The organism is Neisseria wadsworthii 9715 (genome assembly GCF_000227765.1).
Classification (GTDB): Bacteria; Pseudomonadota; Gammaproteobacteria; order Burkholderiales; family Neisseriaceae; genus Neisseria; species Neisseria wadsworthii.
The window spans coordinates 2,406,256-2,432,424 of sequence record NZ_JH165159.1; the positions used below are offsets into that span (position 1 = coordinate 2,406,256).

Annotated in this window: 27 protein-coding genes; 10 read left to right on the plus strand and 17 right to left on the minus strand. The window is 49.3% G+C overall.

Translation table 11 applies throughout. The features are described 5' to 3' along the window. From HMPREF9370_RS12235 to HMPREF9370_RS11205, 6 genes are all read right to left on the minus strand, one after another. The coding region (locus tag HMPREF9370_RS12235) for a calcium-binding protein (RefSeq protein WP_009117632.1) at positions 1-1,818 on the minus strand (1,818 nt) is incomplete at its 3' end. 110 nt (positions 1,819-1,928) lie between these two features. Continuing rightward, positions 1,929-2,561: a lipase family alpha/beta hydrolase gene (locus HMPREF9370_RS11185; RefSeq protein WP_009117633.1), complete on the minus strand. Its 633-nt coding sequence runs from the start codon at positions 2,559-2,561 to the stop codon at positions 1,929-1,931. Between the two features lie 224 nt (positions 2,562-2,785). Further along, a complete protein-coding gene (gene rpmG, locus HMPREF9370_RS11190) occupies positions 2,786-2,941 on the minus strand; it encodes a 50S ribosomal protein L33 (RefSeq protein ID WP_009117634.1) in 156 nt (51 codons plus the stop codon). A gap of 25 nt (positions 2,942-2,966) precedes the next feature. After that, positions 2,967-3,200: a 50S ribosomal protein L28 gene (rpmB, locus tag HMPREF9370_RS11195; RefSeq protein WP_040667220.1), complete on the minus strand. Its 234-nt coding sequence runs from the start codon at positions 3,198-3,200 to the stop codon at positions 2,967-2,969. Positions 3,201-3,429: 229 nt separating this feature from the next. Next, a complete protein-coding gene (gene speA / locus HMPREF9370_RS11200) occupies positions 3,430-5,328 on the minus strand; it encodes an arginine decarboxylase (protein ID WP_009117636.1) in 1,899 nt (632 codons plus the stop codon). Between the two features lie 79 nt (positions 5,329-5,407). Then, a complete protein-coding gene (locus tag HMPREF9370_RS11205) occupies positions 5,408-5,758 on the minus strand; it encodes a winged helix-turn-helix transcriptional regulator (RefSeq protein ID WP_009117637.1) in 351 nt (116 codons plus the stop codon). Between the two features lie 102 nt (positions 5,759-5,860). Between HMPREF9370_RS11205 and HMPREF9370_RS11210 the strand changes: the two genes are divergently transcribed. Then, a complete protein-coding gene (locus HMPREF9370_RS11210) occupies positions 5,861-6,238 on the plus strand; it encodes a nuclear transport factor 2 family protein (RefSeq protein ID WP_107688803.1) in 378 nt (125 codons plus the stop codon). A 75-nt stretch (positions 6,239-6,313) separates the two neighbouring features. Here HMPREF9370_RS11210 and HMPREF9370_RS11215 read toward each other — a convergent pair whose 3' ends face one another. Continuing rightward, positions 6,314-7,042, minus strand: a complete 729-nt coding sequence (locus HMPREF9370_RS11215; protein ID WP_009117639.1) for a 16S rRNA (uracil(1498)-N(3))-methyltransferase — start codon at positions 7,040-7,042, stop codon at positions 6,314-6,316. A 71-nt stretch (positions 7,043-7,113) separates the two neighbouring features. Here HMPREF9370_RS11215 and HMPREF9370_RS11220 point away from each other — a divergent pair, with 71 nt between their 5' ends. Beyond that, positions 7,114-7,902 (plus strand): inositol monophosphatase family protein, encoded by a 789-nt coding sequence (locus HMPREF9370_RS11220; protein WP_040667221.1) that lies wholly within the window; start codon positions 7,114-7,116, stop codon positions 7,900-7,902. Positions 7,903-8,324: 422 nt separating this feature from the next. Here HMPREF9370_RS11220 and HMPREF9370_RS11225 read toward each other — a convergent pair whose 3' ends face one another. The 4 genes from HMPREF9370_RS11225 to HMPREF9370_RS11240 form a co-directional block, all read right to left on the minus strand. Next, entirely contained in the window at positions 8,325-9,398 is a 1,074-nt protein-coding gene (locus HMPREF9370_RS11225; RefSeq protein WP_218915455.1) for a zinc-dependent alcohol dehydrogenase family protein, read from the minus strand. A 595-nt stretch (positions 9,399-9,993) separates the two neighbouring features. Next, entirely contained in the window at positions 9,994-10,848 is an 855-nt protein-coding gene (gene tsf, locus HMPREF9370_RS11230) for a translation elongation factor Ts (protein WP_009117642.1), read from the minus strand. A 152-nt stretch (positions 10,849-11,000) separates the two neighbouring features. Next, positions 11,001-11,729 carry a 30S ribosomal protein S2 gene (gene rpsB / locus HMPREF9370_RS11235; protein ID WP_009117643.1) on the minus strand — a complete coding sequence of 243 codons (729 nt, stop codon included), beginning with the start codon at positions 11,727-11,729 and terminating at the stop codon, positions 11,001-11,003. A gap of 147 nt (positions 11,730-11,876) precedes the next feature. Further along, the gene (locus HMPREF9370_RS11240) at positions 11,877-12,080 is read right to left on the minus strand and encodes a hypothetical protein (RefSeq protein ID WP_009117644.1); all 204 of its coding nucleotides are present in this window, start codon (positions 12,078-12,080) and stop codon (positions 11,877-11,879) included. A 253-nt stretch (positions 12,081-12,333) separates the two neighbouring features. Between HMPREF9370_RS11240 and HMPREF9370_RS11245 the strand changes: the two genes are divergently transcribed. From HMPREF9370_RS11245 to HMPREF9370_RS11280, 8 genes are all read left to right on the plus strand, one after another. Continuing rightward, positions 12,334-12,864, plus strand: a complete 531-nt coding sequence (locus tag HMPREF9370_RS11245; RefSeq protein ID WP_009117645.1) for an inorganic diphosphatase — start codon at positions 12,334-12,336, stop codon at positions 12,862-12,864. Between the two features lie 207 nt (positions 12,865-13,071). Beyond that, positions 13,072-14,136, plus strand: a complete 1,065-nt coding sequence (gene fba / locus HMPREF9370_RS11250) for a class II fructose-bisphosphate aldolase (RefSeq protein ID WP_009117647.1) — start codon at positions 13,072-13,074, stop codon at positions 14,134-14,136. 209 nt (positions 14,137-14,345) lie between these two features. Continuing rightward, positions 14,346-14,831 carry a hypothetical protein gene (locus HMPREF9370_RS12275; protein ID WP_009117648.1) on the plus strand — a complete coding sequence of 162 codons (486 nt, stop codon included), beginning with the start codon at positions 14,346-14,348 and terminating at the stop codon, positions 14,829-14,831. 188 nt (positions 14,832-15,019) lie between these two features. Next, the gene (locus tag HMPREF9370_RS11260) at positions 15,020-15,394 is read left to right on the plus strand and encodes a hypothetical protein (protein WP_009117649.1); all 375 of its coding nucleotides are present in this window, start codon (positions 15,020-15,022) and stop codon (positions 15,392-15,394) included. Between the two features lie 73 nt (positions 15,395-15,467). Next, positions 15,468-16,244: a type I methionyl aminopeptidase gene (map, locus tag HMPREF9370_RS11265; protein WP_009117650.1), complete on the plus strand. Its 777-nt coding sequence runs from the start codon at positions 15,468-15,470 to the stop codon at positions 16,242-16,244. A gap of 324 nt (positions 16,245-16,568) precedes the next feature. Continuing rightward, on the plus strand, positions 16,569-16,859 hold the full coding sequence (locus HMPREF9370_RS11270) for a helix-turn-helix domain-containing protein (protein ID WP_009117651.1): 291 nt from the start codon (positions 16,569-16,571) through the stop codon (positions 16,857-16,859). Between the two features lie 218 nt (positions 16,860-17,077). Beyond that, complete coding sequence (locus HMPREF9370_RS11275; RefSeq protein WP_009117652.1) at positions 17,078-19,906, plus strand: valine--tRNA ligase; 2,829 nt, start codon at positions 17,078-17,080, stop codon at positions 19,904-19,906. Between the two features lie 375 nt (positions 19,907-20,281). After that, complete coding sequence (locus tag HMPREF9370_RS11280; protein ID WP_009117653.1) at positions 20,282-20,584, plus strand: CrcB family protein; 303 nt, start codon at positions 20,282-20,284, stop codon at positions 20,582-20,584. A 95-nt stretch (positions 20,585-20,679) separates the two neighbouring features. Here the strand turns inward: HMPREF9370_RS11280 and pyrI are convergent, their stop codons facing one another. From pyrI to HMPREF9370_RS11310, 6 genes are all read right to left on the minus strand, one after another. Beyond that, the gene (gene pyrI, locus HMPREF9370_RS11285) at positions 20,680-21,138 is read right to left on the minus strand and encodes an aspartate carbamoyltransferase regulatory subunit (RefSeq protein WP_009117654.1); all 459 of its coding nucleotides are present in this window, start codon (positions 21,136-21,138) and stop codon (positions 20,680-20,682) included. A 10-nt stretch (positions 21,139-21,148) separates the two neighbouring features. Beyond that, complete coding sequence (gene pyrB, locus HMPREF9370_RS11290) at positions 21,149-22,069, minus strand: aspartate carbamoyltransferase (protein ID WP_009117655.1); 921 nt, start codon at positions 22,067-22,069, stop codon at positions 21,149-21,151. 313 nt (positions 22,070-22,382) lie between these two features. Continuing rightward, on the minus strand, positions 22,383-22,739 hold the full coding sequence (gene speD / locus HMPREF9370_RS11295; RefSeq protein WP_009117657.1) for an adenosylmethionine decarboxylase: 357 nt from the start codon (positions 22,737-22,739) through the stop codon (positions 22,383-22,385). After that, positions 22,736-24,397, minus strand: coding sequence for a DUF4178 domain-containing protein (locus tag HMPREF9370_RS11300; RefSeq protein ID WP_009117658.1), 1,662 nt, complete (start codon positions 24,395-24,397; stop codon positions 22,736-22,738). Before HMPREF9370_RS11300 ends, speD begins: the two co-directional genes overlap by 4 nt. 73 nt (positions 24,398-24,470) lie before the next feature. Beyond that, positions 24,471-25,493 carry an SPFH domain-containing protein gene (locus HMPREF9370_RS11305; RefSeq protein WP_009117659.1) on the minus strand — a complete coding sequence of 341 codons (1,023 nt, stop codon included), beginning with the start codon at positions 25,491-25,493 and terminating at the stop codon, positions 24,471-24,473. 57 nt (positions 25,494-25,550) lie between these two features. Then, a complete protein-coding gene (locus tag HMPREF9370_RS11310; protein ID WP_009117660.1) occupies positions 25,551-25,949 on the minus strand; it encodes a DUF350 domain-containing protein in 399 nt (132 codons plus the stop codon). Positions 25,950-26,169: the final 220 nt, after the last annotated feature.

The window sequence follows — 26,169 nt, forward strand, 5'->3', positions numbered from 1 at the left end:
GGATTGGCTGTTATCCAGCACATCGGTGCTGCTTACCAACACGTCCGACCATTGGAAATCGCCGCTTCTGTCTTCAAACAAAGGCCGCAGTCCGCCTAAGTCCAACACATCCTCTTCGGCGTTAAAATCAGTCAGCACATCGGCCTGACCCTCGCCGACATCGCCGGCCGCAAACACAAACGTATCCCGACCCGCGCCGCCGGTAAGCTTGTCAATCCCCGGGCCGCCTTGCAGCACATCTTCGCCGTCGCTGCCTGAGAATACTTCATCGGCATCGGTACCTTTCAACGACACGCCGCCGATTTTGTTTACCGCCAAATCCGAAAACTCTGTTTGTCTGGCTTTCGCTTCGGCATTGCCCTGCGTATTTCCGATTTCTTCAGGCAGGCTGTCTTTATTCAAAGCATTCGCGCCGAACGCCGCTTCAATAAAATCGGAATAACCGTCGCCGTCGCTGTCGGCATTGTCCACTGCCGTACCGATATGCCGTTCCTGCACATTGGTCAACCCGTCATTATCATCGTCTAAATCTTGGAAGTGTTTGTCGACACGATAACCTTGCGAAAATTGGGCTTGGAGTTCGGGGGTATTGCTGTAAAAATTTTTTAATAAATGGTGATCATTAAATATTTTAGGTGCTTTTTCGTCGGAAAATATTTTGTAAATTTTTAAAAATAAATCTGAAAATTCTCTTCCCGAGTTTTCATCTACAGGAACATTAGGAAAATAATTTGTTGGTTTATAAGCACTGCTTTCCACCAAATTTCTCATCACATGCTTATTTATCCAATCCACCCAATCACCTTCAATCACAAAAGATTTGGTTTTTTGGTGAACATCGCCGTTATCAAGTATTTCCGTTTTCAAATACTCACGGGTATTGTTAACCGCTTCGTTCAAGCCTTTATTCTGAGGAAGCCAACGCGTTAATAGATTTGTATTATTCAGCGCCCCGGGATTGAACAATGCGCTGCGGACAAAATCTTCCGCCCATTCGGGCTTACTTTGCATAGTATGTGCAGAAAAATATTGTGCAAGATAACCGCCTAAAGAATATCCGGCCACATGTACTTTATTCGGATTAAAAGCGGCAACGTCTTGTGCAACTAACTCTAAGTCCTTAGCTTGACTGGGGGTTATTCCCGTGAAAAGTGAAATATTCGATAGATTATCTCTATTGAATATGCCTCCAAAAATACCTTTATCTGCTTCGGTACCTTCAAAAGCAACCACTACATTCCTATAACCATCTTCCGTAGCATGGTTACCGAAAATCGCATAATCCAAACCGCTCTCGGTTTGTTCTTGTTTCAATAAATCCCAGTTTTCACTTAACTCTCTAACATCTGCCTGTTCCATCAATTTATGAGTATTGATGTCATTGATTGCTTCTTCCGACTGTTGATTCAACGCTGCATGCAAGCTGTCTTGTTCAACCTCTGTCAAACTGGCCAACATCCTCAAATCACGATCAGACACATTCCAATCGTTCGGGTTGCCGTCTACCCTGTCGATTAGGCCGTCGCCGTCGCTGTCGTTATCATAGGCAGCCAAAATATTCTTGGCCGCCCAGTCTTGGTTTTGTTCTATATAAGTTTTTAAAGCCTCTATTTTTTCAGCAGTCGGTTTTGCATTGCCCGATTCGGCACCGGCCGATAGCTTCTGCACATTCGTTGATGAAAATGTATCGGCTGATCCGGCAACAGGCGCTGAAAACCGCGGTTGGTTTTCGACATTATGCGCCGCAGCCACGGCAGCCTGGCTTGATAAAGAATCGTTTTGATGGTTTGAATTTCTCGTATGATTGGTCAGACTCATTATGGAACTCCTTGGAAAATTAATTTGTCATAATAAAATCAAATAAGTTCCGTAATAATGCCTGTCTGAAATTTTTCAGACAGGCATCACTTCAACCAGCCTGAACTTGCTCACTCACAACCATGCTGAAAGCAACCGTGATTTAAAAAATAGGCAATCTGTTGCGCCACCGCTTTATCGACCAACATGCCCGTGTGCGATACCGGCAATACGATATGGTCTGACAAGTTTTCGGTTTTGGTTTCCTCAAGCAAAACGGTTCCGTCATTGGTGCCCTTAAGTTCAAACACTTTCCCCAACCCCAAAGAATGGCTGCCCGCAATGCTGCCCCATTGCGCGCCCTCGGTTATTTTGGGTGCCGAGCCATCCAATGCTTCTTCGTAAGCCTTGCCCAATGTAAAGGGCGCAAGCCGGTGAAGTTTGTGTGCAATCGAGCTTCCTTGATGCGGCGTGCCCAGCGTAACCACCCTGCCGCGAACCAAATCAGGATGCTCTGCCGCAAAGCGGCGCAGCACCAATCCGCCCAGGCTATGCCCTACAAAATGTAACGGCTTATCAGTTTGAGCGTAGTGCGCCCGCACTTGCTTGGCCAATGCTTTACAATGCGCGTCAAAATTTTGAAACACACTGTAATAGCCGAATACTTTTGCTTCAAAGCCATGGCTTTTAAGTAACCGCGCCAACGGCAGCATGGCCCATGCATGCATGTGTATACCATGTAGCAGGAGTATATGACCGGTCATTATTCGACTCTCTATTAACTTATTGAAGCGACATCAAACCCACACTATATTGCAAATAAACTTTATTTCTGCTACGGCGTTACTGCGCCTTAACAAAAGTTAGGTTGATTAACTATATATGCGCATAACGTTTTTCTAAACTACTACGACCAATAAAAAAGACCGCATTCTAAAAATGCAGTCTTTTTGGAACCTGAATCCTATTTCCGGATCAGCTGAATATATTATTTCAGCTTGGTTTCTTTATACATAACGTGTTTGCGGGCAACCGGGTCAAATTTTTTGATTTCCAGCTTGCCGGGCATAGTACGTTTGTTTTTGGTCGTGGTGTAGAAGTGACCAGTACCAGCAGAAGATTCCAGTTTGATTTTATCGCGCATGGCTTTATTCCTTTAACAATTGAAACTAAGCTTCGCCGCGAGCACGCATTTCGGCCAAAACTACGTCAATGCCTACTTTATCGATGGTGCGCAATGCTGCGTTGGATACGCGCAGACGAACCCAGCGTTTTTCACTTTCTACCCAAAAACGGCGTGTTTGCAAGTTAGGCAAAAAACGACGTTTGGTTTTATTATTGGCGTGTGACACGTTGTTGCCGCTCATCGGGCGCTTACCGGTCACTTTACAAACTCGTGCCATGATTGGACTCCAAACTTCTTAATGAAAATAGTAAAACGCGATTTATACCATAAAATCCTGTTTCTATTCAAGCATGTTTTCTGAAAAAAGGATTTTATGGCGCCAAACCGCCGAAAAATTGTTGTTTTCCCAAGCACAAAGGAAAAGAGGTAGGATTATAACAAATTTTCTACCACCTGCCTATTTTTAGGCTATGCCTGTCTGAAAAAGCTTTCAGACAGGCATAGCTTTACTCGCTTTCCAAGCTGAGGTAACTGCTTTGTTTAAGGGCGCGGAAGAATTCGGCGGTATAGAGGTTGCGCTCGTTGCCGGAAAGTTTTACCCAGCGGGTTTTTTCTTCAAATTTATTAATCGCTTCCTGCGGCTGCAAATGCACATAGCGCAGCATGTCTTCGATGGTGTCGTGTTCTTCCATGCCGGCAAATTCTATCTGGCCGTATTCACGCACATAGACGTTGACGGAATCGGTGTCGCCGAAGAGGTTGTGCATATCGCCCAAAATTTCCTGGTATGCACCTACCATAAACACGCCGAGAATATAAGGTTCACCTTCTTTCAGAGCGTGAACGGGCATGCTGGTTTCGATGCTTTGGCGGTCGACATATTGGCTGACTTTACCGTCGGAATCGCAGGTTAAATCCTGCAATACGGCGCGGCGGGTCGGCTGCTCGTTAAGGCGGTGTATCGGCATGATGGGGAGCACTTGGCCGATGGCCCATGTGTCGGGCAGGCTTTGGAATACGCTGAAATTACAGAAGTATTTGTCGGCCAGTTTGTCGGTTAGGTCGTCATACACTTGCCGTTGGCTGCGGCCGCTGCTGGTGAGTTTCTGCTTCAGCCTGCGGCATAATACGGCGTGCAGCTGTTCGGCCAAGGCTTTTTCAGACAGGCTTATGCGCCCTTCTACGTAATTTTCGTTGACTTCCACCAGATAATGGCCGATGCGGTAATACGTTTCGGTAATCATTTCGCTGTCGATGCCTTTTTCCAGCAAAGTAACCAGCTTTTGGGTGGCAAACGATAATTCGGACACATTTTCTATCTGCGGCACTTCTTCAGGCAGGCGTTCCACATCGGTAACGTTCATCACCAACACGGCATGGTGCGCGGTCATAGCGCGGCCGGATTCGCTGAACACGTTGGGATGCGGAATATTGTGTTCGTTGCAATATTCTTGCAGCATGGAAATGATCACATGCGAATATTCGCCGATGTCGTAGTTTACCGAGCTGGCGTTGCGCGAGTGGGTGCCGTCATAGTCCACACCCAAGCCGCCGCCTACGTCCACATAATCCACAGGCAAGCCCAACGAGCGCAGTTCGGCAAAGTAGCGCACGGCTTCTTTAAAGCTGGAGCGGTAATCGCCGATGTTGGCGATTTGTGAACCCATATGGAAGTGCATCAACCTTACGCATTCGCCCAATCCGGCGGCTTTGAGCTTTTCTGCGGCAGAAATCAGCTGCGCGGCGGAAAGGCCGAATTTGCCTTTTTCGCCGCCCGTGTCGGCCCATTTGCTGGATGCCAGCGAAGAAAGGCGCACGCGCAGCCCGATATTGGCTTTGATGCCGAGCTTGGCTGATTCCTCAATCACTAAATCTACTTCGGCTTCTTTTTCAATCACGATAAACACTTCGTGCCCAAGCCGCTGGCCGATTAATGCCAAGCGTATGAAGTCGCGGTCTTTATAGCCGTTGCACACGATGATGCCGTTTTTCGGCGCATAAGCGAGCACAATCATCAGCTCGGGCTTGGAGCCGGCTTCCAAACCGATGGACACTTCATCGTTTTTCGGCACGATGATGTTTTTTACCACGCTTTCCTGCTGGTTGACCTTAATCGGGTAAATCGCCGTGTATTTGCCTTGATAATCAAGCTTGCGGATGGAGCGGTTGAAGGCTTTGCACAAACGGAATACTCTGTCTTGCAGAATATCAGGGAAGCGGAACAACATGGGCAGGTCTTGCCCGCGGCCGTTGAGCTGCTGCACCAGATCGTACAGGCTGATTTCCGTGCCGCGTTCTGGATTGGGTTTCACCATCACCTCGCCCGCTTCGGATATTGAAAAATAGCCGTCGCCCCAGTGGCGGATGCCGTAAAGGCCGGCGCTCTCTGCCGCATTCCATGTCATGAATCGGATTCCTTGTTAAGCGTGTATTTCATAAAGCATGTGATTGTAATGCAATATGATGCCTGTCTGAAAAACTTTTTCAGACAGGCATGTTTTTCTGTTCGTTGCCCCAGCGGCACATCATGTCCAATACGGGCATCAGCGATTGCCCTTTTTCAGACAGGCCGTATTCTACTTTAGGCGATACTTGCGGATATTCGGTACGGATAACCAAGCCGTCGTTTTCCAACTCTTTCAAAGTGATGGAAAGGGTTTTGAAAGAAATGCTGCCGACGCAGCGCTTTAGCTCGTTAAAACGCATAACCGGCGGTTTTTTATGCAGCCAATACATAATCAGCATTTTGTATTTGCCGCCGATCAGCGACAAAGTATAACCGAATCCGGTGTCGGCCAAATCCGTAACCAATGGATTACAAGGTGTTTTAATCATTTAGACTTTCCTTTGGGTAAGTACCTAACCTGAATGTGCGTACTTGTTAAACCTATAAGCCGATTATATGCTGATACGCATGATTCACAACAGGATAGAAAAATGAACCTCAACCACCCTTTGATTCAAACCGTGAAAAAACTGATAGATGCCGGCTGCCACTACCGTTTGGACGAGTTGGCGCAATATTACACATCTGATTTACGCATCATTATCGTTCAGCCTAACGGAGAAACGGCACAGTTCGATTACGAACAGAATATGGCATTTTTCCGCAGGCGTTTGGAGGAAGGTTCGGCAGCGCTCAACACCGAAGCCCGGTTTGATTATGTCGGTGAACAAGGTGATACGGGCTATGTGATTGTTACCAGAAATTTAGACTTGGGAGCGGGTGGGCAAACCATCGTTTTTTCTTTGATGCTCAGGCAAGAAGCAGGCTGTTGGCGGGTTTTTAGGGAACATGCCGTAGTGGTGGCTTAATTTGAAGAATGCCTGTCTGAAAACTTTTTCAGACAGGCATTCCAATTTAATCTCTAATTTTTCTCTATCCCCACATCAGCCAACAAAATCCCCCCATAAAGTCTGCATAGCCGCGATGGCTGCCAGCGCAGCGGTTTCCGTGCGCAGCACACGTTTGCCCAGTAAGACCGATTGGAACCCTGCTTCAAAAGCGAGAGCTTCTTCTTCGGGCGTCCAACCGCCTTCGGGGCCTACCATAAACACGATTTTGTCAGGCTGTGTTGCCACATCTTTGAGGCTTCGTACCCGATTCAGCCCAAGCAAAAGTTTCACGTCGCTTTCAGGCAGGCATTGCAGCATTTCCTTAAACCCCATCAGCGGCGATACGGTCGGCACAATATTGCGGCCGCTTTGTTCGCAGGCGGAAACTACGATTTCCTGCCAGCGCGCTACCCGTTTTTCCGCACGCTCGCCGCCCAGTTTAACAATACTGCGCGCGCTGGATACGGGAATAATCCGCTTCACGCCCAATTCAACGCTTTTTTGCAAGGTAAAATCCATGCGTTCACCGCTGGATACGGCCTGTATCAATGTAATGTCCAGCGGGGATTCGTTATCGGCTGCTTCTTCATGAGTAACCAAAGCCTGCACGGATCGTTTCGATAACGTCTGTAACACGGCGGGGTAGCTTTTTCCGTTTCCGTTAAACAAAACAATCTCTTCGCCTTCCCGCAGGCGCAACACATTCACATGGCGAACCACATCGGTAGGAAGTTCAAATATTTTACCGGCTGCCAGTTCGGCTTCAAGATAAAAACGAGGCATGTTTTTATAGAAAAAAATGGGTTAATATAAGCCCGCAATTATACCCAAACCGGAAATTTTAAGGACAAACCGTGTTAAACCGACTGCAAACATTGGTGCGCGAAGTGGCGCGCGCCGAAGTGATGCCACATTTTCTCAACACCAGTGTCAGCCGCAAACAAGACGGCAGCTTGTTTTCAGAAGCCGATCTCGCCTCACAGGCGGCATTTGCCTATGGTTTGCCCGATATTATCGACTGCCCGATGCTGGGCGAAGAAATGACTGAAGCCCAACAGCGCCAATTATGGAAAAACTCGGATAGCGGCTTATGGGTTGTCGACCCTATCGACGGTTCCAACAATTTCATCAACGGCATTCCCCATTTTGCCTTATCGGCTGCTTACGTCGAAAACGGGCGGGCGCAATTAGGCGTGGTATATAACCCTGCAAGCGATGAATGTTTTTATGCCGAACGCGGCAAAGGCGCTTTTCTCAACGGCCGTCCGCTGCCGCTGCGCAGATCAGACAAAAAACTCCAGCATGCAATTGCCGGTGTGGAAATCAAATATCTGCGTTCCGGCAAACTGTCCAGCCGCATCAATACACTCTCCCCTTTCGGCAGCATCAGAAGCTTGGGCAGCAGCACTTTGGATTGGTGCTATCTGGCTTCCGGACGCTATGATGTTTACGTACACGGCGGGCAAAAATTATGGGACTATGCAGCAGGTGCGCTGATTTTTGAAGAAGCCGGCGGCTTGCTCGCCACACTGGAAGGCGACGATTTCTGGAGCGGCCAGCATGTATTTAAACGCTCGGTTATCGCCGCACTACAGCCGGAGCTGTTTGCCACATGGCTGAAATGGATCAGAGAAAACCAATAAAGTGCATTTAACCATGGTTTTCCAAAACACCTGATAATACACTTAATTTAATATTTAAATTGCAATACTTAACAGTTATTAAAATTAACTTAGTTATAATTCATTTGTCTCACAAAGGTTGTTCATCTCCCTGCAACCCAAGTAAGTACGACATTTTCCCGTATATGTATTGGCCATTCACGCTTCCCCGCATGAATGGTTTTTTTTATCTGCATAGCGCGCTTCCTAATAAACTGATAGAAAGCGGCAAATCAATGTTTACGTTTTGGCTATTTTAAGGTGCACCAGTTCTACGCTTTAACGGCAGGGTCATGATATGCCAGAGCGCATCCTATGTTGGTTTTCTAAACAAACGCCATACCTGTCTGAAAAAAGAGCCGAACCTAAAAGTTTTTAGGTTCGGCTCTTTTTTCAGACAGGCATTAAGCTACTTCAATAATCACTTTCATTGCTTTCTCTTCTGCCGCATGTTTAAACACATCATATGCTTTTTCCATCTGGGCAAATTTAAAATGGTGTGTCGCCAATTTTGCCAATGGCAACTTGCCTGATTCACAAGACTTCAACAACATACCGGTAGTATTTGCATTTACCAAGCCTGTTGTAATCGTCAAGTTTTTAATCCACAGCTTTTCAAGCTCGAAGTTCACTGATTTGCCATGTACGCCCACATTGGCAATATGGCCGCCTGCTTTAACCACTTTTTGACAAATATCCCAAGTCGGTTCAATACCCACGGCTTCCATTGCACAATCCACACCTTTACCGCCGGTAATCTCCAATACTTTGGCAACGGCATCTTCCTTAGATGAATTGATTGTATGGGTGGCGCCCATTTCTTTAGCCATTGCCAAGCGGTTATCGTCCATATCGATGGCAATAATGGTTGCAGGAGAATAGAATTGAGCAGTTAACAAACAGCCCATACCAATCGGACCTGTGCCAACAATCGCCACAGAATCACCAGGTTTTACATCACCATATTGCACGCCGATTTCATGCGATGTCGGCAAAACATCAGACAAGAACACGGCAACATCAGTATTCAGGTTATCGGGCAAATGATACAGCGAGTTATCGGCAAAAGGCGTACGCACATATTCTGCCTGTGTTCCGTCAATCATATAACCCATAATCCAACCACCGTCTTTTTCACAGTGTGCATAAAGCTGTTTTTGACAATTTTCGCAAGAACCGCAACGGCTCACGCAAGAAACGATAACCTTATCGCCCTTTTTAAAATTTTTTACAGCAGAACCAACTTCTTCAACGATACCAATGCCTTCATGCCCCAAAATACGGCCTTTCCACTCACCTGTTTTCTCACGCGCCACTGCTTCAATTTCAGGGTTTTTACCTTTCCAAATACCTAAGTCAGTACCACAAATTGTGGTTTTAGTAATGCGGATAACGGCATCGGTCGGCTCGATAATAGTTGGAACCGGACGCTCTTCAAAGCGGATATCGTTCTCACCATAATAAACCATTGCTTTCATTGTATTGCTCATGACTGTCTCCATTACTTGGTTACTTGAACTTAGTTACCCAACACACCTATCTAGATAAACGGATACCGATATTCAAAATAAAAAATAAATACAGCCTACCTTTTCAGAATATTTAAAATGGCTATATATATTTTTACTTCAGCATCAATACTGATCCAAACAAGGTTTAGGCTTGGTTTCATTATAAGCCCCATTGCTCACAAGCTGCAAACCATCCTGAATTTTTTAATTTCAAAACAATATGTTATACCATAACAATTCTAAATTGTATTTTACTGAAAGAACAAATCAAATCATTCTACTGCATGCCAATCAACTTGATAGCACACAATGTTATTTCACTTTGCATGCTGCTTTCATGAGCCACAATAGTGAATATTCAAACTCGTTACCAAACATTGGGTTTTCAGACAAGCATTTTCATAACTCATTCTCTTTACCATCATATTCAACTAAGCCGCTAACATAATAAAAAGGCTGAATCCTGCACGATACAGAATTCAGCCCTCACAATCCGCTTAATCCAATCCCCTAAATTTTTGGGCAATTCATAAAGCGGTGATTTTTAGCAAAGTCAACAACCTTACACTTTAGCCGCAGCTGCTACTTCAGCAGCATAATCCACTTCTTTCTTCTCGATACCGTCACCTACTTTGTAGCGAACGAAGCTCACTACTTCAGCGCCGCTTTCCTTCAGGAATTGCGCAACAGTTTGATCAGGATTCATCACAAAAGCTTGGCCATTTAAAGTGATTTCAGCCAAGAATTTTTTGATGCGGCCTTCAACCATTTTCTCTGCGATTTCGGCAGGCTTACCTGACTCAATAGCTTGTTGGGTGTAAATGTGGCGTTCTTTTTCGATGGTTTCCGCATCTACTTCATTTTCAGACACACATTGCGGTTTGGCAGCAACAATGTGCATACCTACTTTGCGGGCTACATCTTCAGCACCTTTAAACTCAACCAACACACCTTCAGTTGCCAAAGCACCATGAATGTAAGCAGTCAAATTATTAGCAGTTTCGATCACTTGGAAACGACGTACAGACATATTTTCGCCCAATTTGGCAATAATGGCTTTACGCTCTTCTTCAACCAAGTTGCTCAGCTCTTCAACAGAAGCAGGTTTTTTCTCAACGGCGGTTTTAGCAACAAAATTAGCAAATTCAACAAAGCCGGCATCTTTAGCCACGAAGTCTGTTTCGCAGTTTACTTCAACCAAAGCGCCCACATTGCCCTCGATAGCATATGCCAACACGCCTTCAGCAGCAGTACGACCAGCCAGTTTGCCGGCTTTAGCGCCGGATTTGATGCGCAGGATTTCTTCTGCTTTTTCGATATTACCTTCGGCTTCAACCAAAGCTTTTTTGCACTCCATCATGCCCAAACCGGTAGCAGCACGCAGATCGGCAACCATTTTTGCGGTAATTGCAGACATTTTTGTCTCCTAAGAAAATTTGAAAACGTAAAACACGGCAGATACCGTGTATAACGAAAATATTCAAAGCTCGTCTGAAATCTTTTTTCAGACAGGCTATTCGTATATGGATAAATTAAAGGGGCATCTGCCCCTTTAAACGATACCGAAGCTTAAACGGCTGAGGCTTCTTGAGCAGCTGCTACGGTTTCAGCCACAGCTTGGTTTTTACCTTCCAACACAGCATCAGCGATGCCGCGGCAATACAAGCGGATGGCTTTGGCAGAATCGTCGTTACCCGGAATAACGTGTTTCACACCGTCGGGGCTGTTATTGGTATCTACTACAGCGATAACCGGAATACCCAATTTCGCAGCTTCAACCAAAGTACCGTGTTGGTAGCCGGTGTCAATTACGAAAATTGCGTCGGGCAAGCCTTTCATATCTTTGATACCGCCCAAAGAACGCTCCAGTTTTTCAACTTCGCGGGTCATATCCAACAATTCTTTTTTGTTGTAACCGCTGGCTTCCGCATTTTCCAAAACGGCTCTTTTCTCTTCCAAGCGTTTGATGGATTGCTTAACGGTTTTATAGTTGGTCAGCATACCGCCCAACCAGCGATGGTCAACATAAGGCATACCGGCACGGGTTGCTTCTTCGCGCACGATTTCACGCGCCTGGCGTTTAGTGCCCACAAACAGGATATTGCCTTTATTAGCAGCCAAACGGCGTACCACCTCTTGCGCTTCTTGGAACAGAGGCAGGGTTTTTTCCAGGTTGATGATATGGATTTTGTTGCGTGCGCCGAAAATGTATTGTTCCATTTTCGGGTTCCAGTAGCGGGTTTGATGGCCGAAGTGAACGCCTGCTTCCAGCATTTGGCGCATGGTAATTTGAGACATTTAAATTCCTTTTCAAAGGGTTAGTTGCAAACACCGGCGCACAGAACCTGCTGGAGCAGGCACCCTTCGGCGCACGGTGCGAGCGTTTCAAAAATTAAATTAAAAAGGCTTTCATCGGGAAAGCTGCGAAATTATATAGAAATCTCCTTAATCAGGCAATGATTTATCCTGGTTATTCATTTCTTTATTCAAGCGTTTATTGCGCCTGCGTGTCATCACCACCCAAAATGTAAACAGCGTAGGCAGTATTGTCCAAAAAACCAGATAAATCAATTTTCTGGCAAGATCCGGCTGCGCCAGGGAAAACATCATGGTGGTAAAAATATAGCCGATGGCAATGATGTGCCACATAAGTGTGTATTTCTTTCTTCAAAAACCTTAAAAATTTTGATCCTGCAAGATTGACAATATCCTACACCAAGAGCTGTTTGTCTGCATAATTTGGAACATCCCTACTACTCTTTAAATTTTAGCCTGTCAAAAATCCGCTTATCCCGACATTGTTTTTTTTCAGACAGGCATTACCTTTTTGAAAAACAGTTTTGCTATAATCGGACACTTAATTCAGTAATCTACCACACTTAAAAATAAGGAATCCCCTAAAATGGCAGACTTCAACAAAATTCTTGACGCCGGTGATGTAGATGGCGGCATCATCAACGTAGTGATTGAAATTCCCGCCGGTTCCAACCACAAAATCGAATGGAACCGCAAATTGGCCGTGATGCAGCTCGACCGCGTTGAGCCCGTTGCTTTCGCCAAGCCGACCAACTACGGCTTTATCCCGCAAACTTTGGATGAAGACGGCGACGAGCTAGATGCGCTCATCATTACCGACACGCCGCTGCCAACCGGCATTTTTATGGAAGGCAAAATTATCGGTGTGATGAAATTTGTTGACGACGGCGAAGTGGACGACAAAATCGTTGTCGTGCCTGCCGACGACCGCAACAACGGCAATGCCTACAAAACTTTAAGTGATTTGCCGCAACAGCTGATTAAACAAATCGAATTCCACTTCAACCACTATAAAGACCTCAAAAAACCGGGCACCACCCAAGTAACCAAATGGGGTGACGTGGAAGAAGCTAAAGAAGTAATCCGCGAATCACAAGCCCGCTGGAAAGCGCTGTAAACCATTCAAACGCTGCTTGATTTTCCAATCAAAGCAGCGTTTTTCATTTTCAGACAGGCATTTTCAAGCCGCCTCAAAAACCCGTTTCGTCCTGATATGCGGCAGATTCAAACCGATTATCCGCAGCGGTTTATTTTTGCCCGAAACCACACTATAATCAGCGCGGACTTAATTAATTACACATGATTACAAACAGGAGATTCCACAATGGCACTCGTATCCATGCGCCAATTACTCGACCATGCAGCAGAAAACAGCTACGGTCTTCCCGCATTCAACGTAAACAACCTTGAGCAAATGCGTGCCATCATGGAAGCCGCCGATCAAACCGGCTCTCCGGTTATCGTTCAAGCCAGCGCCGGCGCGCGCAAATACGCAGGTGCCCCATTTCTGCGCCACTTGATTCTGGCTGCCGTGGAAGAATTTCCGCATATTCCTGTAGTGATGCACCAAGATCACGGCACATCGCCGGCGGTATGCCAACGCTCCATCCAGCTGGGCTTTTCATCTGTGATGATGGATGGCTCCTTGATGGAAGACGGCAAAACCCCTTCCAGCTACGAATACAATGTTGATGTAACCCGCAAAGTGGTTGAGTTTTCACACGCTTGCGGCGTGTCTGTAGAAGGCGAAATCGGCGTATTGGGCAACCTTGAAACCGGTGAAGCAGGCGAGGAAGACGGCGTGGGCGCGGTTGGCAAGCTTTCCCACGACCAAATGCTTACCAGCGTGGAAGATGCAACGCGTTTCGTGAAAGACACCGGCGTTGACGCGCTGGCCATCGCCATCGGCACCAGCCACGGCGCATATAAATTCAGCCGCAAACCTACCGGCGACGTATTGCGCATCGACCGCATCAAAGAAATCCACGAAGCCCTACCCAACACCCACTTGGTAATGCACGGTTCAAGCTCTGTGCCGCAAGAATGGCTGAAAATCATCAACGAACACGGCGGCGGCATCGGCGAAACCTATGGCGTGCCGGTTGAAGAAATCGTGGAAGGCATCAAACACGGCGTGCGCAAAGTGAATATCGATACCGACCTGCGTCTTGCTTCTACCGGCGCCATCCGCAAATTCATGGCGGAAAATCCTGCCGAGTTCGACCCGCGCAAATATCTGGCCAAAACCGTAGAAGCCATGAAGCAAGTGTGTATCGACCGCTATCTGGCATTCGGCTGCGAAGGTCAAGGTGCAAAAATCAAACCGATTTCACTCGACAAAATGGCCACTCTATATGCCAAAGGCGAATTGAACCAAATCGTTAAATAAACCTCTATACACATCACAATGCCTGTCTGAAATGTTTTCAGACAGGCATTTAAACATACGCATCAAAACTCCTTATCGGGCGCAATATTCACATGATTGCGCCACACTAAGTAATAAACCATAAATGCTAAAAACACAGCAAAACAAAACAACGCGGTATGCAATATTAAATTACAGCGACATATAACCCCCAAGCAGGAACCTTATATATGAATAAATTTTTTCTAACACTCACTACCGCCCTCCTCCTCAGCGCATGCGGTCAAAGCGAAGACAACGCCGTCGCTTCAAGCGCCTCAAATACTTCACCTGCCGCACCCGCATCCTCCGCTTCAGACAGCTGGATTACCGACAACGGTGCGCAAACCAACGCCCTCCCCCAACCGGCGTCCATCCCCCATATCGTCACACCTGCCTCCGCTCCTGCTCCGGCTTCCGCTCCCGCTTTACCTGCGGACGCAGCATCAGCAGCCAAAGCATCTTCAGCCCCCTCAGGCAAACTGGCTTCAGAATGCGAATCCCTGATTAACCGCATGAACCGCTGCTACGACCGGCTTCCCGAAGAATCCGCCGCAGAGATGAAAGCCACTTTGAATGATTTACGCGCCTCTTTGGTGGGCACAGACGGCAACATCTGCAAAACCACCATGACAGAAGAATTCAACGGCTCGGCCGCCGCACTCGGTTGCGAATAAAACCGAACAAACCATGCCTGTCTGAAACGTTCAGACAGGCATTTCCCAGAGAGAATGGGCAAAGCCCAATACATGGTCATTTAAATTAGTTCATCGCCAAGCCGCAAACAATACAGCAAGACACACAAAACATCGCGGCGGCAATTCGGTTAAATGACTATAATTTAATAAAAAACAAAACCAACATAATGATCACATACAAATCAACCTTGCCCGCGTTATTGGCCGCCTGCCTACTGGCCGCCTGCCACAACGCCGAGCAACCGCAAAACAAAACCGTTTCCCAAGCCGCCTCCACAACCGAAGCAGCATTTGAACCGCAAGAAACAATCAAACCGCCAAAGCACGAGCCATCACGTGATGCCAACGGCTTGCTGCCAGCTTGCGCAAACTATGTCCGACAGCTCGAAGCCTGCTACAACAGGCTTCCCAAAGCCTCTGCCGCGCCCTACCGCGAAACACTCACAGAAACAAAAGAAGCCTTGAAAGAAGCCGACAGCCAAGCCTGCGACATGATGAGCCGGGATTTCAAAAAAACAGTTAAAACATTGAAATGCGGCTGACCGGCGCCTATGTTTGCCTGAGCAAAGTGTTATAATCTCCCCGTTTGATCCAATTATCCAGAGAAGCACACACATGCCCATTATCATCAAAACGCCCGAAGAAATCGAAAAAATGCGCGAACTCGGCCGCCTGGCCGCCGAAGCGTTAGATTATATCGGCCAATTCGTCAAACCCGGGATTACCACAAACGAGCTTGACAAGCTGATTCACGATTACCATATCGACGTGCAAGGCGGCTACCCCGCCCCACTCAACTACGGCAACCCGCCCTACCCAAAATCATGCTGCACATCAGTCAACCAAGTTATCTGCCACGGCATTCCCAATGACAAACCACTCAAAAACGGCGACATCATCAATATCGACGTAACTATCAAAAAAGACGGGTTTCACGGCGATTCCAGCCGCATGTTTGCCGTAGGGCAAATCAGCCCGCAAGCCCAGCGCCTTATTGACGTTACACACGCCAGCATGATGGCCGGCATCGAAGCCGTAAAACCCGGCGCCACTTTGGGCGACGTCGGCCATGCCTGCCAACAAGTTGCCGAAAACGCCGGCTATTCCGTGGTGCAGGAATTTTGCGGCCATGGCATTGGGCGCGGTTTTCACGAAGAACCCCAAGTGCTGCATTACGGCAAAAAAGGGCAAGGCGTCGAACTCAAGCCCGGCATGATTTTCACGGTTGAGCCGATGATTAACCAAGGCAAACGCCATTTACGCATCCTTGCCGACGGCTGGACAGCCGTTACCAAAGACCGCTCGCTCTCCGCCCAATGGGAACATGAAGTTTTGGTTACCGAAACCGGTTACGAAATCCTTACCATCAGCCCGGCAACCGGCCAACCTTGACCCGGCTATACATCAGAAAAGCCCCAAAAAGCGCTACCATAATTTCAGTATGGAAGGCGCTTTTTATGGCTGTTGCCAAAAGCATAAAATGCTCCCGGCATCAGCAATTTCATCATAACAAGCCTGCTTTTTTAACATTGTTCCATTTCTCACACATATTTATATGTTTTTATGTTAAGTAAGCACTATTTTATTCGATTACAGTTGAAATTATTCTTCAAGCCCTTATACTGCAAATGCATAATCTGCAACATCATAAAAACGACTTTTTAAAACAATATAAAGTTATTGCCAATCACATAATAGGTAAAAGGAAACGTACTAATGGCTAATTTTGAAAAAATTGATAATATTCGCGACATCCGTCGCAATTTGGGCATGAACCAAGTTGATTTCTGGAGCAAACTGGGGGTTACACAATCCGGCGGTTCCCGCTACGAATCAGGCCGCAACATGCCGAAACCTGTTCGTGAACTTCTTCGTTTGGTGCACATCGAAAAAGTGGACCTGAGCAAGATCAACAGTGACGATTTAGCGGTTGCCTCTATGCTGAAAGAGCAAAATCCCGAGCTATACGAACAACTCTTAGTGGACTCCCGCACCAAGAAATCATAAGCTCAACGCAGTCAAACATTTCAGACAGGCATTCCCAACACAAGAATGCCTGTCTGAATTTTTATCATCAAATCATTTTCAAGCAGTAATGTATTCTCCATTAATCATCATATCCCACTTTACCTATCACTATAAACTTGGGCATACCTTGTCTGAACAAGGATTCCGCCTATATAATAACTAGTTAATTTTTATTCAGAATCACAAGCAAAAACATCATGCTAGACAAATATAATCCCGCCGAAATCGAAGCCAAACATTATCAAAACTGGCAATCGCAAGGCTATTTCCAGCCGGATATGGCCGCAGCAGAATCGTTCTCCATCCAACTTCCCCCGCCCAACGTTACCGGCACCCTGCACATGGGGCATGCCTTCAACCAAACGATTATGGACGGCCTCACGCGCTATTACCGCATGAAAGGCCGCAACACCTGCTGGATTCCCGGCACCGACCACGCCGGTATCGCCACGCAGATTGTGGTGGAGCGCCAGTTGGCCGAAAAAGGCGTTTCCCGTCATGATTTGGGGCGCGAAGCCTTTCTTGAAAAAGTGTGGGAATGGAAAAACATGTCCGGCGGCACGATTACCGAACAAATGCGCCGCATGGGTTGTTCGGCCGACTGGAGCCGCGAATATTTCACGATGGACGACACCCGCGCCGAAGTGGTTACCGAAGTGTTCGTGCGCCTGTTTGAGCAGGGCTTGATTTACCGCGGCAAGCGTTTGGTGAACTGGGATCCTGTGCTCGGCACCGCCGTTTCCGACCTCGAAGTGGAAAGCGTGGAAGAGCAGGGCAGCATGTGGCACATCCGCTATCCGTTGGCGGAGAGGCCGTCTGAAAGCGTGATTGTGGCCACCACCCGCCCCGAAACCATGTTGGGCGACGTGGCGGTGGCGGTTCATCCCGAAGACGAGCGTTACCGCCATTTAATCGGTAAAGAACTGGTGTTGCCGCTTACCGGCCGTACCATTCCCGTGATTGCCGACGAATATGTGGAAAAAGACTTCGGCACCGGCTGCGTGAAGATTACGCCCGCGCATGATTTCAACGACTACGAAGTCGGCAAACGCCACGATACGGCTTTAATCAACGTGTTTGATTTGGAAGCGAAAGTTTTAAGCCAAGCCGAAGTGTTCAACTACAAAGGCGAGGTTCAGACAGGCATTGCTTTGCCCGAAGCCTACGCAGGTTTGGACCGCTTCGCCGCCCGCAAGCAAATCGTAGCCGATTTGGAAGCGCAAGGTTTGTTGGTGGAAGTGAAACCGCACACCTTGATGACCCCGAAAGGTGACCGCACCGGCAGCGTGATCGAGCCGATGCTGACCAGCCAATGGTTTGTGGCGATGAGCGCGAAGCCCAACGGCGGCGAACCGGCTGGCGAGTTTGCCGGCATGAGTTTGGCCGAAAAAGCCAAACACGCGGTGGATTCCGGCCAAGTGAAGTTTATCCCCGAAAACTGGGTCAACACCTACAACCAATGGATGAACAATATCCAAGACTGGTGTATTTCGCGCCAACTGTGGTGGGGCCATCAGATTCCCGCTTGGTACGATTCAGACGGCCGCGTTTACGTTGCCCGCAATCAGGAAGAGGCGGAAAAACTGGCAGGCAAAAGCGGCTTAACCCGCGACGAAGACGTGCTGGACACTTGGTTCTCGTCTGCAATGGTGCCGTTCTCCACTTTGGGCTGGCCGTCTGAAACCGAAGAATTGAAAGCCTTCTTGCCGAGCAACGTATTGGTAACCGGCTACGAAATCATCTTCTTCTGGGTGGCGCGCATGATTATGATGACCACCCACTTCACCGGCAAAGTGCCGTTTAAAGACGTGTATATCCACGGCATGGTGCGCGATCACGAAGGCAAGAAAATGTCGAAGTCCGAAGGCAACGTGATTGACCCGGTCGACTTAATCGACGGTATCGACCTCGAAAGCCTGCTGGTGAAACGCACTACCGGCCTGCGCCGCCCCGAAAAAGCGCCGCAAGTGAAAAAAGCCACTGAAAAACTGTTCCCCGAAGGCATTCCCGTGTTCGGTACCGACGCATTGCGTTTCACCATGGCGAGCTACGCCAGCCTAGGCCGCAGCATCAATTTCGATTTCAAACGCGCCGAAGGCTACCGCAATTTCTGCAACAAGCTGTGGAACGCCACCAATTTCGTGTTGATGAACACCGAAGAGAAAGACTGCGGCCAAGACGAAACCCTGCCGCTGGCGTACAGCTTTGTCGACCAATGGATTATCGGCCGCCTGCAACAAACCGAGGCCGCCGTTGCCGAAGCATTCGATACTTACCGCTTTGATTTGGCAGCGCAAACGCTGTATGAATTCGTGTGGAACGAGTATTGCGACTGGTATATCGAGCTGGCGAAAGTGCAACTGCAAACCGGCTGCGAATCCACCCAGCGCGCCACCCGCCGCACTTTGGTACGCGTGTTGGAAGTGGTGCTGCGCCTGATGCACCCGATTATGCCGTTCATTACCGAAGAGCTGTGGCAGGCCGTTGCGCCGCTGGCAAACGCCAACAAAACCGACAGCATCATGATGGCCGCTTGGCCGCTTGCCGACAACGAAAAAATCGTGCCCACCGCGTTTGAACAAATGGCCGCACTGCAAGACTTAATCGGCGCGGTGCGCAATCTGCGCGGCGAAATGGGCTTGGCTCCGAGCGTGAAAGCACCGTTGTTTGTCGAAGGCGGCAAAGATTTGGAAGCCTTGCTGAAATATGTGCCGATGATGGCGCGTTTGACCGAAGCCAAGCTGGTCGACAAACTGCCCGAAAGCGAAGACGCGCCGGTGGCCGTTTGCCAAAATGCGCGCCTGATGTTGAAAGTGGAAATCGACAAAGCCGCCGAAACCGCCCGCCTGAACAAAGAAGCCGAGAAGCTGCAAAAAGCGTTGGACAAACTCAACGCCAAACTCAGCAAACCCGGCTACACCGACAAAGCCCCTGCGCATCTGGTCGAAAAAGACCGCGCGGAGCTGGCCGAGTTGGAAGACAAAATGGCGAAAGTACAAGCACAACTGGCTAAGTTGAAAGATTAAGCCGGCCTGATAAAAAATGCCTGTCTGAAACCTCTTTCAGACAGGCATTATTGAATACGGCTTTAACCAAATAGTTAATCAACTTAAAAAATAATACGCTCGAGATACTCGAGTTATGTCCGGGTATGACGGTACGTTGTTATGTAAGTGGATTGACTATCATCCTACATTACCCAAGCTTATGCTATAGTTAATCAAATTAATTTTTAATACAAGGCAGCAAGCCGCAGACAGTACAGATAGTACGGCAAGGCGCAGCAACGCCGTAGTAAAAGTTAAGTTGATTAACTATACACAATATTCTTACCATTGGCGTCGGAGCATCTCTCGGCGCCCTGCTCCGCTGGGGGTCTGAGCCTGTGGCTGGGTCAAAACATGCTTGGATTGTCCGCGGTAACATTGGCTGCCAATTGGATAGGCGCTTACCTTATCGGGATTACCGCATCATTCACGGAACTCTTTCCTGCCATCGACCCAGCCATGAAAGTGTTTTTGATTACCGGCTATTTGGGAGGTCTGACCACTTTCTCCGATTTTTCATTGGAAATCATTGAAATGCTGCAAGCCCAGCGTTGGGGGGTTGCGGCTTTACTGGTAGCGCTTCATTTATTCGGCTCTCTGATTCTGACGGTATTGGGGATGATGACTGTTTCTGCTTTGCGCCATTTGTATAGTTAATAAGACACTCCTCGACCTTATCAAAATGCCTGTCTGAAAGTGATTTCAGACAGGCATCATTTTTTATTCTGGCATTTAAACCCAACGCACCATTGTTACGCTTCCACCACCACATCGCGTGGGAAGGTTTTTTCGCAATAATGGCATTTCAGCTTGGTTTGGCCGCCTTGCGTGTTCACATAAAAACGGCTTTTTACCGGCTCTTCGCGGCTGGCGCAGTTCAGATTGGGGCAGCGGAACACTTCGCTGATGGTTTCGGGCAGGCGCAGCTGCATTTTGTGCACGACTTTGAAATCTTCAATCACATTAACCGTGGCTTCGGGCGCAAACAAGGCCAGGCGGTTGGCGGTTTGTTCGTCGAAATGCACGCCGGAAATTTTCACGATGTCTTTACAACCCTGCGTTTTGCTCGGCAGGTTGAAACCCACGGTTACGGCGCTGCCGTAATGCAGCAGCTTGAATTGGCGCAGAATCGTCAAACCTTTGCCTGCCGGGATGTGGTCGATAACCGTGCCTGTCTGAATGGCTTCTACGCTGTATTGTTTCTTATCCATCTCGCGCTCCTTACACTTCTTCGTTCAAAATCAAAGACAAAATCGCCATCCGCGCATACACGCCGTTGGTGGCCTGCTCAAAATAATAGGCATAAGGCGTGGCATCGACGTTCGGGTGGATTTCGTCAACGCGCGGTAGCGGGTGGAGGATGCGCAGATTGTCTTTGGCGTTGCCCAGCATGTCGGCGCTCAGGTTGAACTTGCCCTGGATTTTGGCAAACTCCTGCTCGTCGAAACGCTCGCGCTGCACGCGGGTCATGTAGAGGATGTCGGCCCATTCGACGGCGCTTTCCAAATCGGGCAGGATTTCATAGCGGCAGCCGGCTTCGTCCAGCTCTTCGGTAATGTAGGCGGGCATCGCCAGGCTGGGCGGGGAAACAAAAGCGAAGCTGCACCCCCAGCGCTTGAGCGCCTGCGCCAGCGAATGCACGGTGCGGCCGTATTTCAAATCGCCCGCCATGGCGATTTTCAGATTGCTGAGTGTGCCTTGCGTTTCATAGATGGTAACCAAATCCAGCAGGGTTTGGCTGGGGTGCTGGTTGGTGCCGTCGCCGGCGTTAATCACGGGCACACTGGAAAATTCCGCTGCCACGCGCGCGGCGCCGTCTTTGGGGTGGCGCTGGATGATGGCATCTGTGTAGCTGGAGATGATGCGCGCGGTGTCGGCCAGCGTTTCGCCTTTTTTCGCACTGGTGTTGGCGCCGTCGGCAAAGCCGATCACTTTGCCGCCCAAGCGTTGCACGGCGGTTTCAAACGAGAGGCGCGTGCGGGTGGAAGGCTCGAAAAAGCAGGAACCGATCAATTTGCCTGCCAGCAAATCGCTGCGCGGCTCGGCTTTGAGCTTGAGCGCCGTGTGCAGCAGTAATTCGAGCTGCTCGTTGGAAAGATCGGAAATGGAAATCAGATTCTGTCGGTATAAAAGATTAGCCATCGTGGTTCCTTTAAGTTTTCCCGGCGCAACGGCCACAAAAAAGCCCGTTTGCTTGCTTAAACAAAACGGGCGCGGCCGCGGCAACGGGTGGCGGCTGCTCGTGTGTCGTTTGCCGGATGGGGCATTTGCTGTTTCATATGGGTTCCGTTGCTGAAATCGGTGCGATTATCGCATAAACCATGCCTGTCTGAAAGCGGGTTTCAGACAGGTATTTGTTATAGTTACACCGCCTGCATAGTAACGATGCCGTCATACCCGGGCTTGACCCGGGTATAACAGCATGCCATTTTTAAGTTGATTCACTATGAATAAGCTACCCGAGCTGCGCGCCGCGTTTTTCCACCCGCCATGCCTGCTGCTGCGGCTGAAAGGCTTCGCATAAAAACTGTTTGGCTTGCTCTATCTGCATTTCGCCGCACAGAAAAATATCCAGCGCGGCAAAGCCGTGTTCCGGCCAGGTGTGGATGCTGATGTGCGATTCGGCCAAAAGCAGCACGCCGGTTACGCCGCCTTCGCCGCCGAAACGGTGGAAATGCCCGCCCAACACGGTGGCCCCCGCCGCTGCCGCCGCTTGGTGCAACAGGCTTTTCAGACAGGCCTCATCGCGCAGCATTGCCGCATCGCAACCGTATAAATCCAGCAAACCGTGGCTGCCCGGCTGATAGCTCATTTATGGCCTCCCGAGAAACCGCCGCTGCCGCTGCCGCCGATATAACCGCTGCTGCCGCCCGTATCGGCCAGCATCATATAATTCACAAAAGTAATCAACAAAATCAATGCAACGGAAAACGCAACAAAGCCTGCCATGGTAACGCCTTCCTCTTTTCTCCGGTGAAACACCAAATAAGCGCCTACGCCCAACAGCATCACCGACATCATGAAGTCTTCCGACACAAACACCGCAGGTAGGTTCACAAACACCAAAACCGCCAGCATAACGATCAGCGCGCCTTCCGATGCTCCTTCCGCCTGCATTTTTTCGGTATATTCCGGCTTTTTATCCGGCAGGTTGAACCATTCGGCAATTTGCCGGTAGCCGACCGGCGTGCTTTTGCTCCACGCCAGCTCATTCGGCGAATATTCGGCACTCAGCTTTTCATGGCCTTGTTTATAGTCGGAATAATAATTGATGTCGCCTTGCCGGATATGCCAATAAAACGCGCCCGCCGCATAGTTGACCCGGCCGCCGTAATCATAAAGCTTGGGGCAGCCTTGCGGCTGGCCGTTGATATCGAGGCGCGGCCAAACATCCAATGTTTCAGACAGGCTCCATTCGCCCTCGGAAGTTTCCAACAGCCATAAAAAGCCGGCCTGCGGATGATAAAGCAGGTATTCAAACCAAGAGCCTTGCGGCACGAAGCCTTGCGGCGCTTTGCCGTAAAGCGCGTCAAACGCAGTTTCCCCTTCTAATTCGTCTTTGCGCAGCGCGCCGATAACGGTGTAGGTTTTGTTGTTGATTTTACCGCGCGAACCCAAAGGCAGCGTAAACGCTTTTTCCTGCGCTTTGCGCATTGTGTTGGCTTGAATCAGCTCGGCTTTGCCGCCAGAAGTGTCCAGCTCGCTGCCGCATGAAGGGCAGATAACCAAATCGGTTAAACCGCTCACCCATTGCACGGGCGAGCCGCAATTCGGGCAGTTTTCCGCTTCGCGCACACCTTTGAGGCTGCCCGCCGCCTGATTAATCTGATCGTCGCTGCGCGTGTTGGCAAGGTGCAGCTCGTCCAGCGTGACGCCTTTGCCGAGAAAGCCCAAAGGCTGCTTTTGGGCGTAATCCAACGTGAGGAACATATGCTCCCAACGCCAGTCTGCCACGCGGTTAACGCTTTCGGCTTTCAGCTCGAACGGCAATTCGCCCTGCGCCGCCGAGCGTTTCAGCGTGATGGTGCGCACATCCGATGCGAGAAATTTTTTGTTTTCTAAGGTAAGCGTGCTGAAACCGGCGCGGATGCTGTCGAATTCAGGTGTGTCGGCAGGCAGATTGCCGATTTCCTGCGTAAACACATAGCGGTCGCCCGCTTCCGAGAGCCAGCCGGTGGTGCCGTCGGCAAACAAAGCGTACCACTCATTCCACATGCCTTCGTCGTAGCGCACCTGCAGGCGGCCGATAAGCGTGAAATCCTGAGTGCTGAATTTGCCTGTGGTGCCGATTTGCAGCGGGCTGAAATCTTCCAGCAGCGCGGAATCGCGGCCGGTGTCGGCAATGCTGTCATCATGGCGCACCAGCATGCTGTTGCAATAGCCGCACACCAGCGTAACCGCAGTAGCGGAATGCGCGTGCACGGGCGCGCCGCAACTGGGGCAGTCGGTTTTGAATAGAGGTTCGCTCATAGAAAGTCGCTTGTATCACACAATGCCTGTCTGAAAACACAAACGATGCTTTCAGACAGGCATTCGGGCGGGTTCAACCTATCAGTTGTTTCAACACTTCGGCTTTGGCTTGTTCGTAGTCTTCGGCAGAAATCAAACCTTCGTCCAGCAGGGTTTTGAGTTTGCCCAACTTAGCCTGCGGGTCTTCCGCCTGCGGCGCGGCAGTTTGCGGCTGCGGTGCGGCGGCTTGCTGCGGCTGCATCATGCCCGCCATCGCTCCGGCCATTGCCTGCCCTACTCCGGCACCCACACCCAAACCTGCGCCGATACCGGCCAGGCCGCCTTCGTTTTGCGCCGCCATCGGAATGGCTTCGGCGGTTTGATATTGCGTGTATTTGCCCAAATCGCCGATGATGCCCATAGACATTCTGCTGTCGAGCGCTTTTTGCACGGCTTCGGGCAAAGTGATGCTTTCAACGGTAAAGTTTTCCAGCAGCAAACCGAGTTTGGCAAACTCAGGTGCGAGCAGTTCACCCATTTTTTGCGACAGAAGCACTTGGTTCGCCGCCATATCGAGAAACGGAATGCCCGATGTGCCGAAGGCGGCGGCCAGCCGGGTCATCGCGATATTGCGCAATTGCTGCTCAAGCTGCTCGCCGCTGTAGGCCGCGGTAACGCCTGAAACTTCCCTGAAAAATGCCGCCGGATCGCTGATGCGGTAGGAATACATGCCGAACGAACGCAGCTGCACCACGCCGAATTCGGCATCACGCACGGTTACCGGCTGCGCCGTGCCCCATTTGCGGGCAAGCTGTTGCTTGGTGTTGAAGAAATAAACGTCTGATTTAAAAGGCGATTGAAAAAGCTTATCCCAGTTTTTCAGGTTGGTGAGCACAGGCAGCGTGTTGGTGTTGAGCGTATAGCGGCCGGGGGAGAACACATCGGCGGTTTTGCCCTCGTCGACAAACATCGCCATCTGCGCCTCGCGCACCGTGAGGCTGGCGCCGTTTTGAATTTCTTCGTCGGCCATCGGAAAACGCCACACCAGCAGCGATTCGTCGGGATCGGGCCATTGGATTACATCAATAAACTGCTTCTTGATAAAACTGCCAAGCATGGGCTATTCCTTTTTGAACGGGCGCGCAACGCGCGCTTGGGTGGAGGGAAACGGCAATCAGCTCAAACAGGCTGCGTTCAGCAGGCCGATGCTGATGGAAAACGCGCCGAACAAGGCGCCTACCGCCACATTGTTGTTAACCAGCTCTTTATCCGCATCGCGCACGATTCTGGTGGCGGCGAAATAAACCAGAATCTGAATCACAGCCGCGCCCAACCCCCACAACATAAAATCAGGCAGGTTTACGCTGTGGGCGATGCTGGAAGCCAGCGGCAGGCAAAAGCCGACCAAGGCGCCGCCAAACGACAATGCGCAAGCCAGATTGCCGTTTCTTATCAGGCGGATTTCTTCGGCGGGCGTAATGCGCAGGTAAATGGCACCAAAGGCCACCGTCATCAAGATGCCGACCAGCATATATTGCAGATAAAGCAGATATTGTGCGGGGGAAATGCTCACGGTTGCTCCATTCGATTGCAAAAACAGGTTTTTATTATGCCATAAAAACCTTCTGTTCCTTCAAAAAAGAATGCCTGTCTGAATACCGGATTCAGACAGGCATCTTGTTGTATTGATTGTGTTTTCACGAATAATCAGATGGCATCAACAACATAGCATATTACCCGATCAGCCGAAACGGCGAAGCAGGCTAACATTCGGGAGGGCGCAACTTACCCGC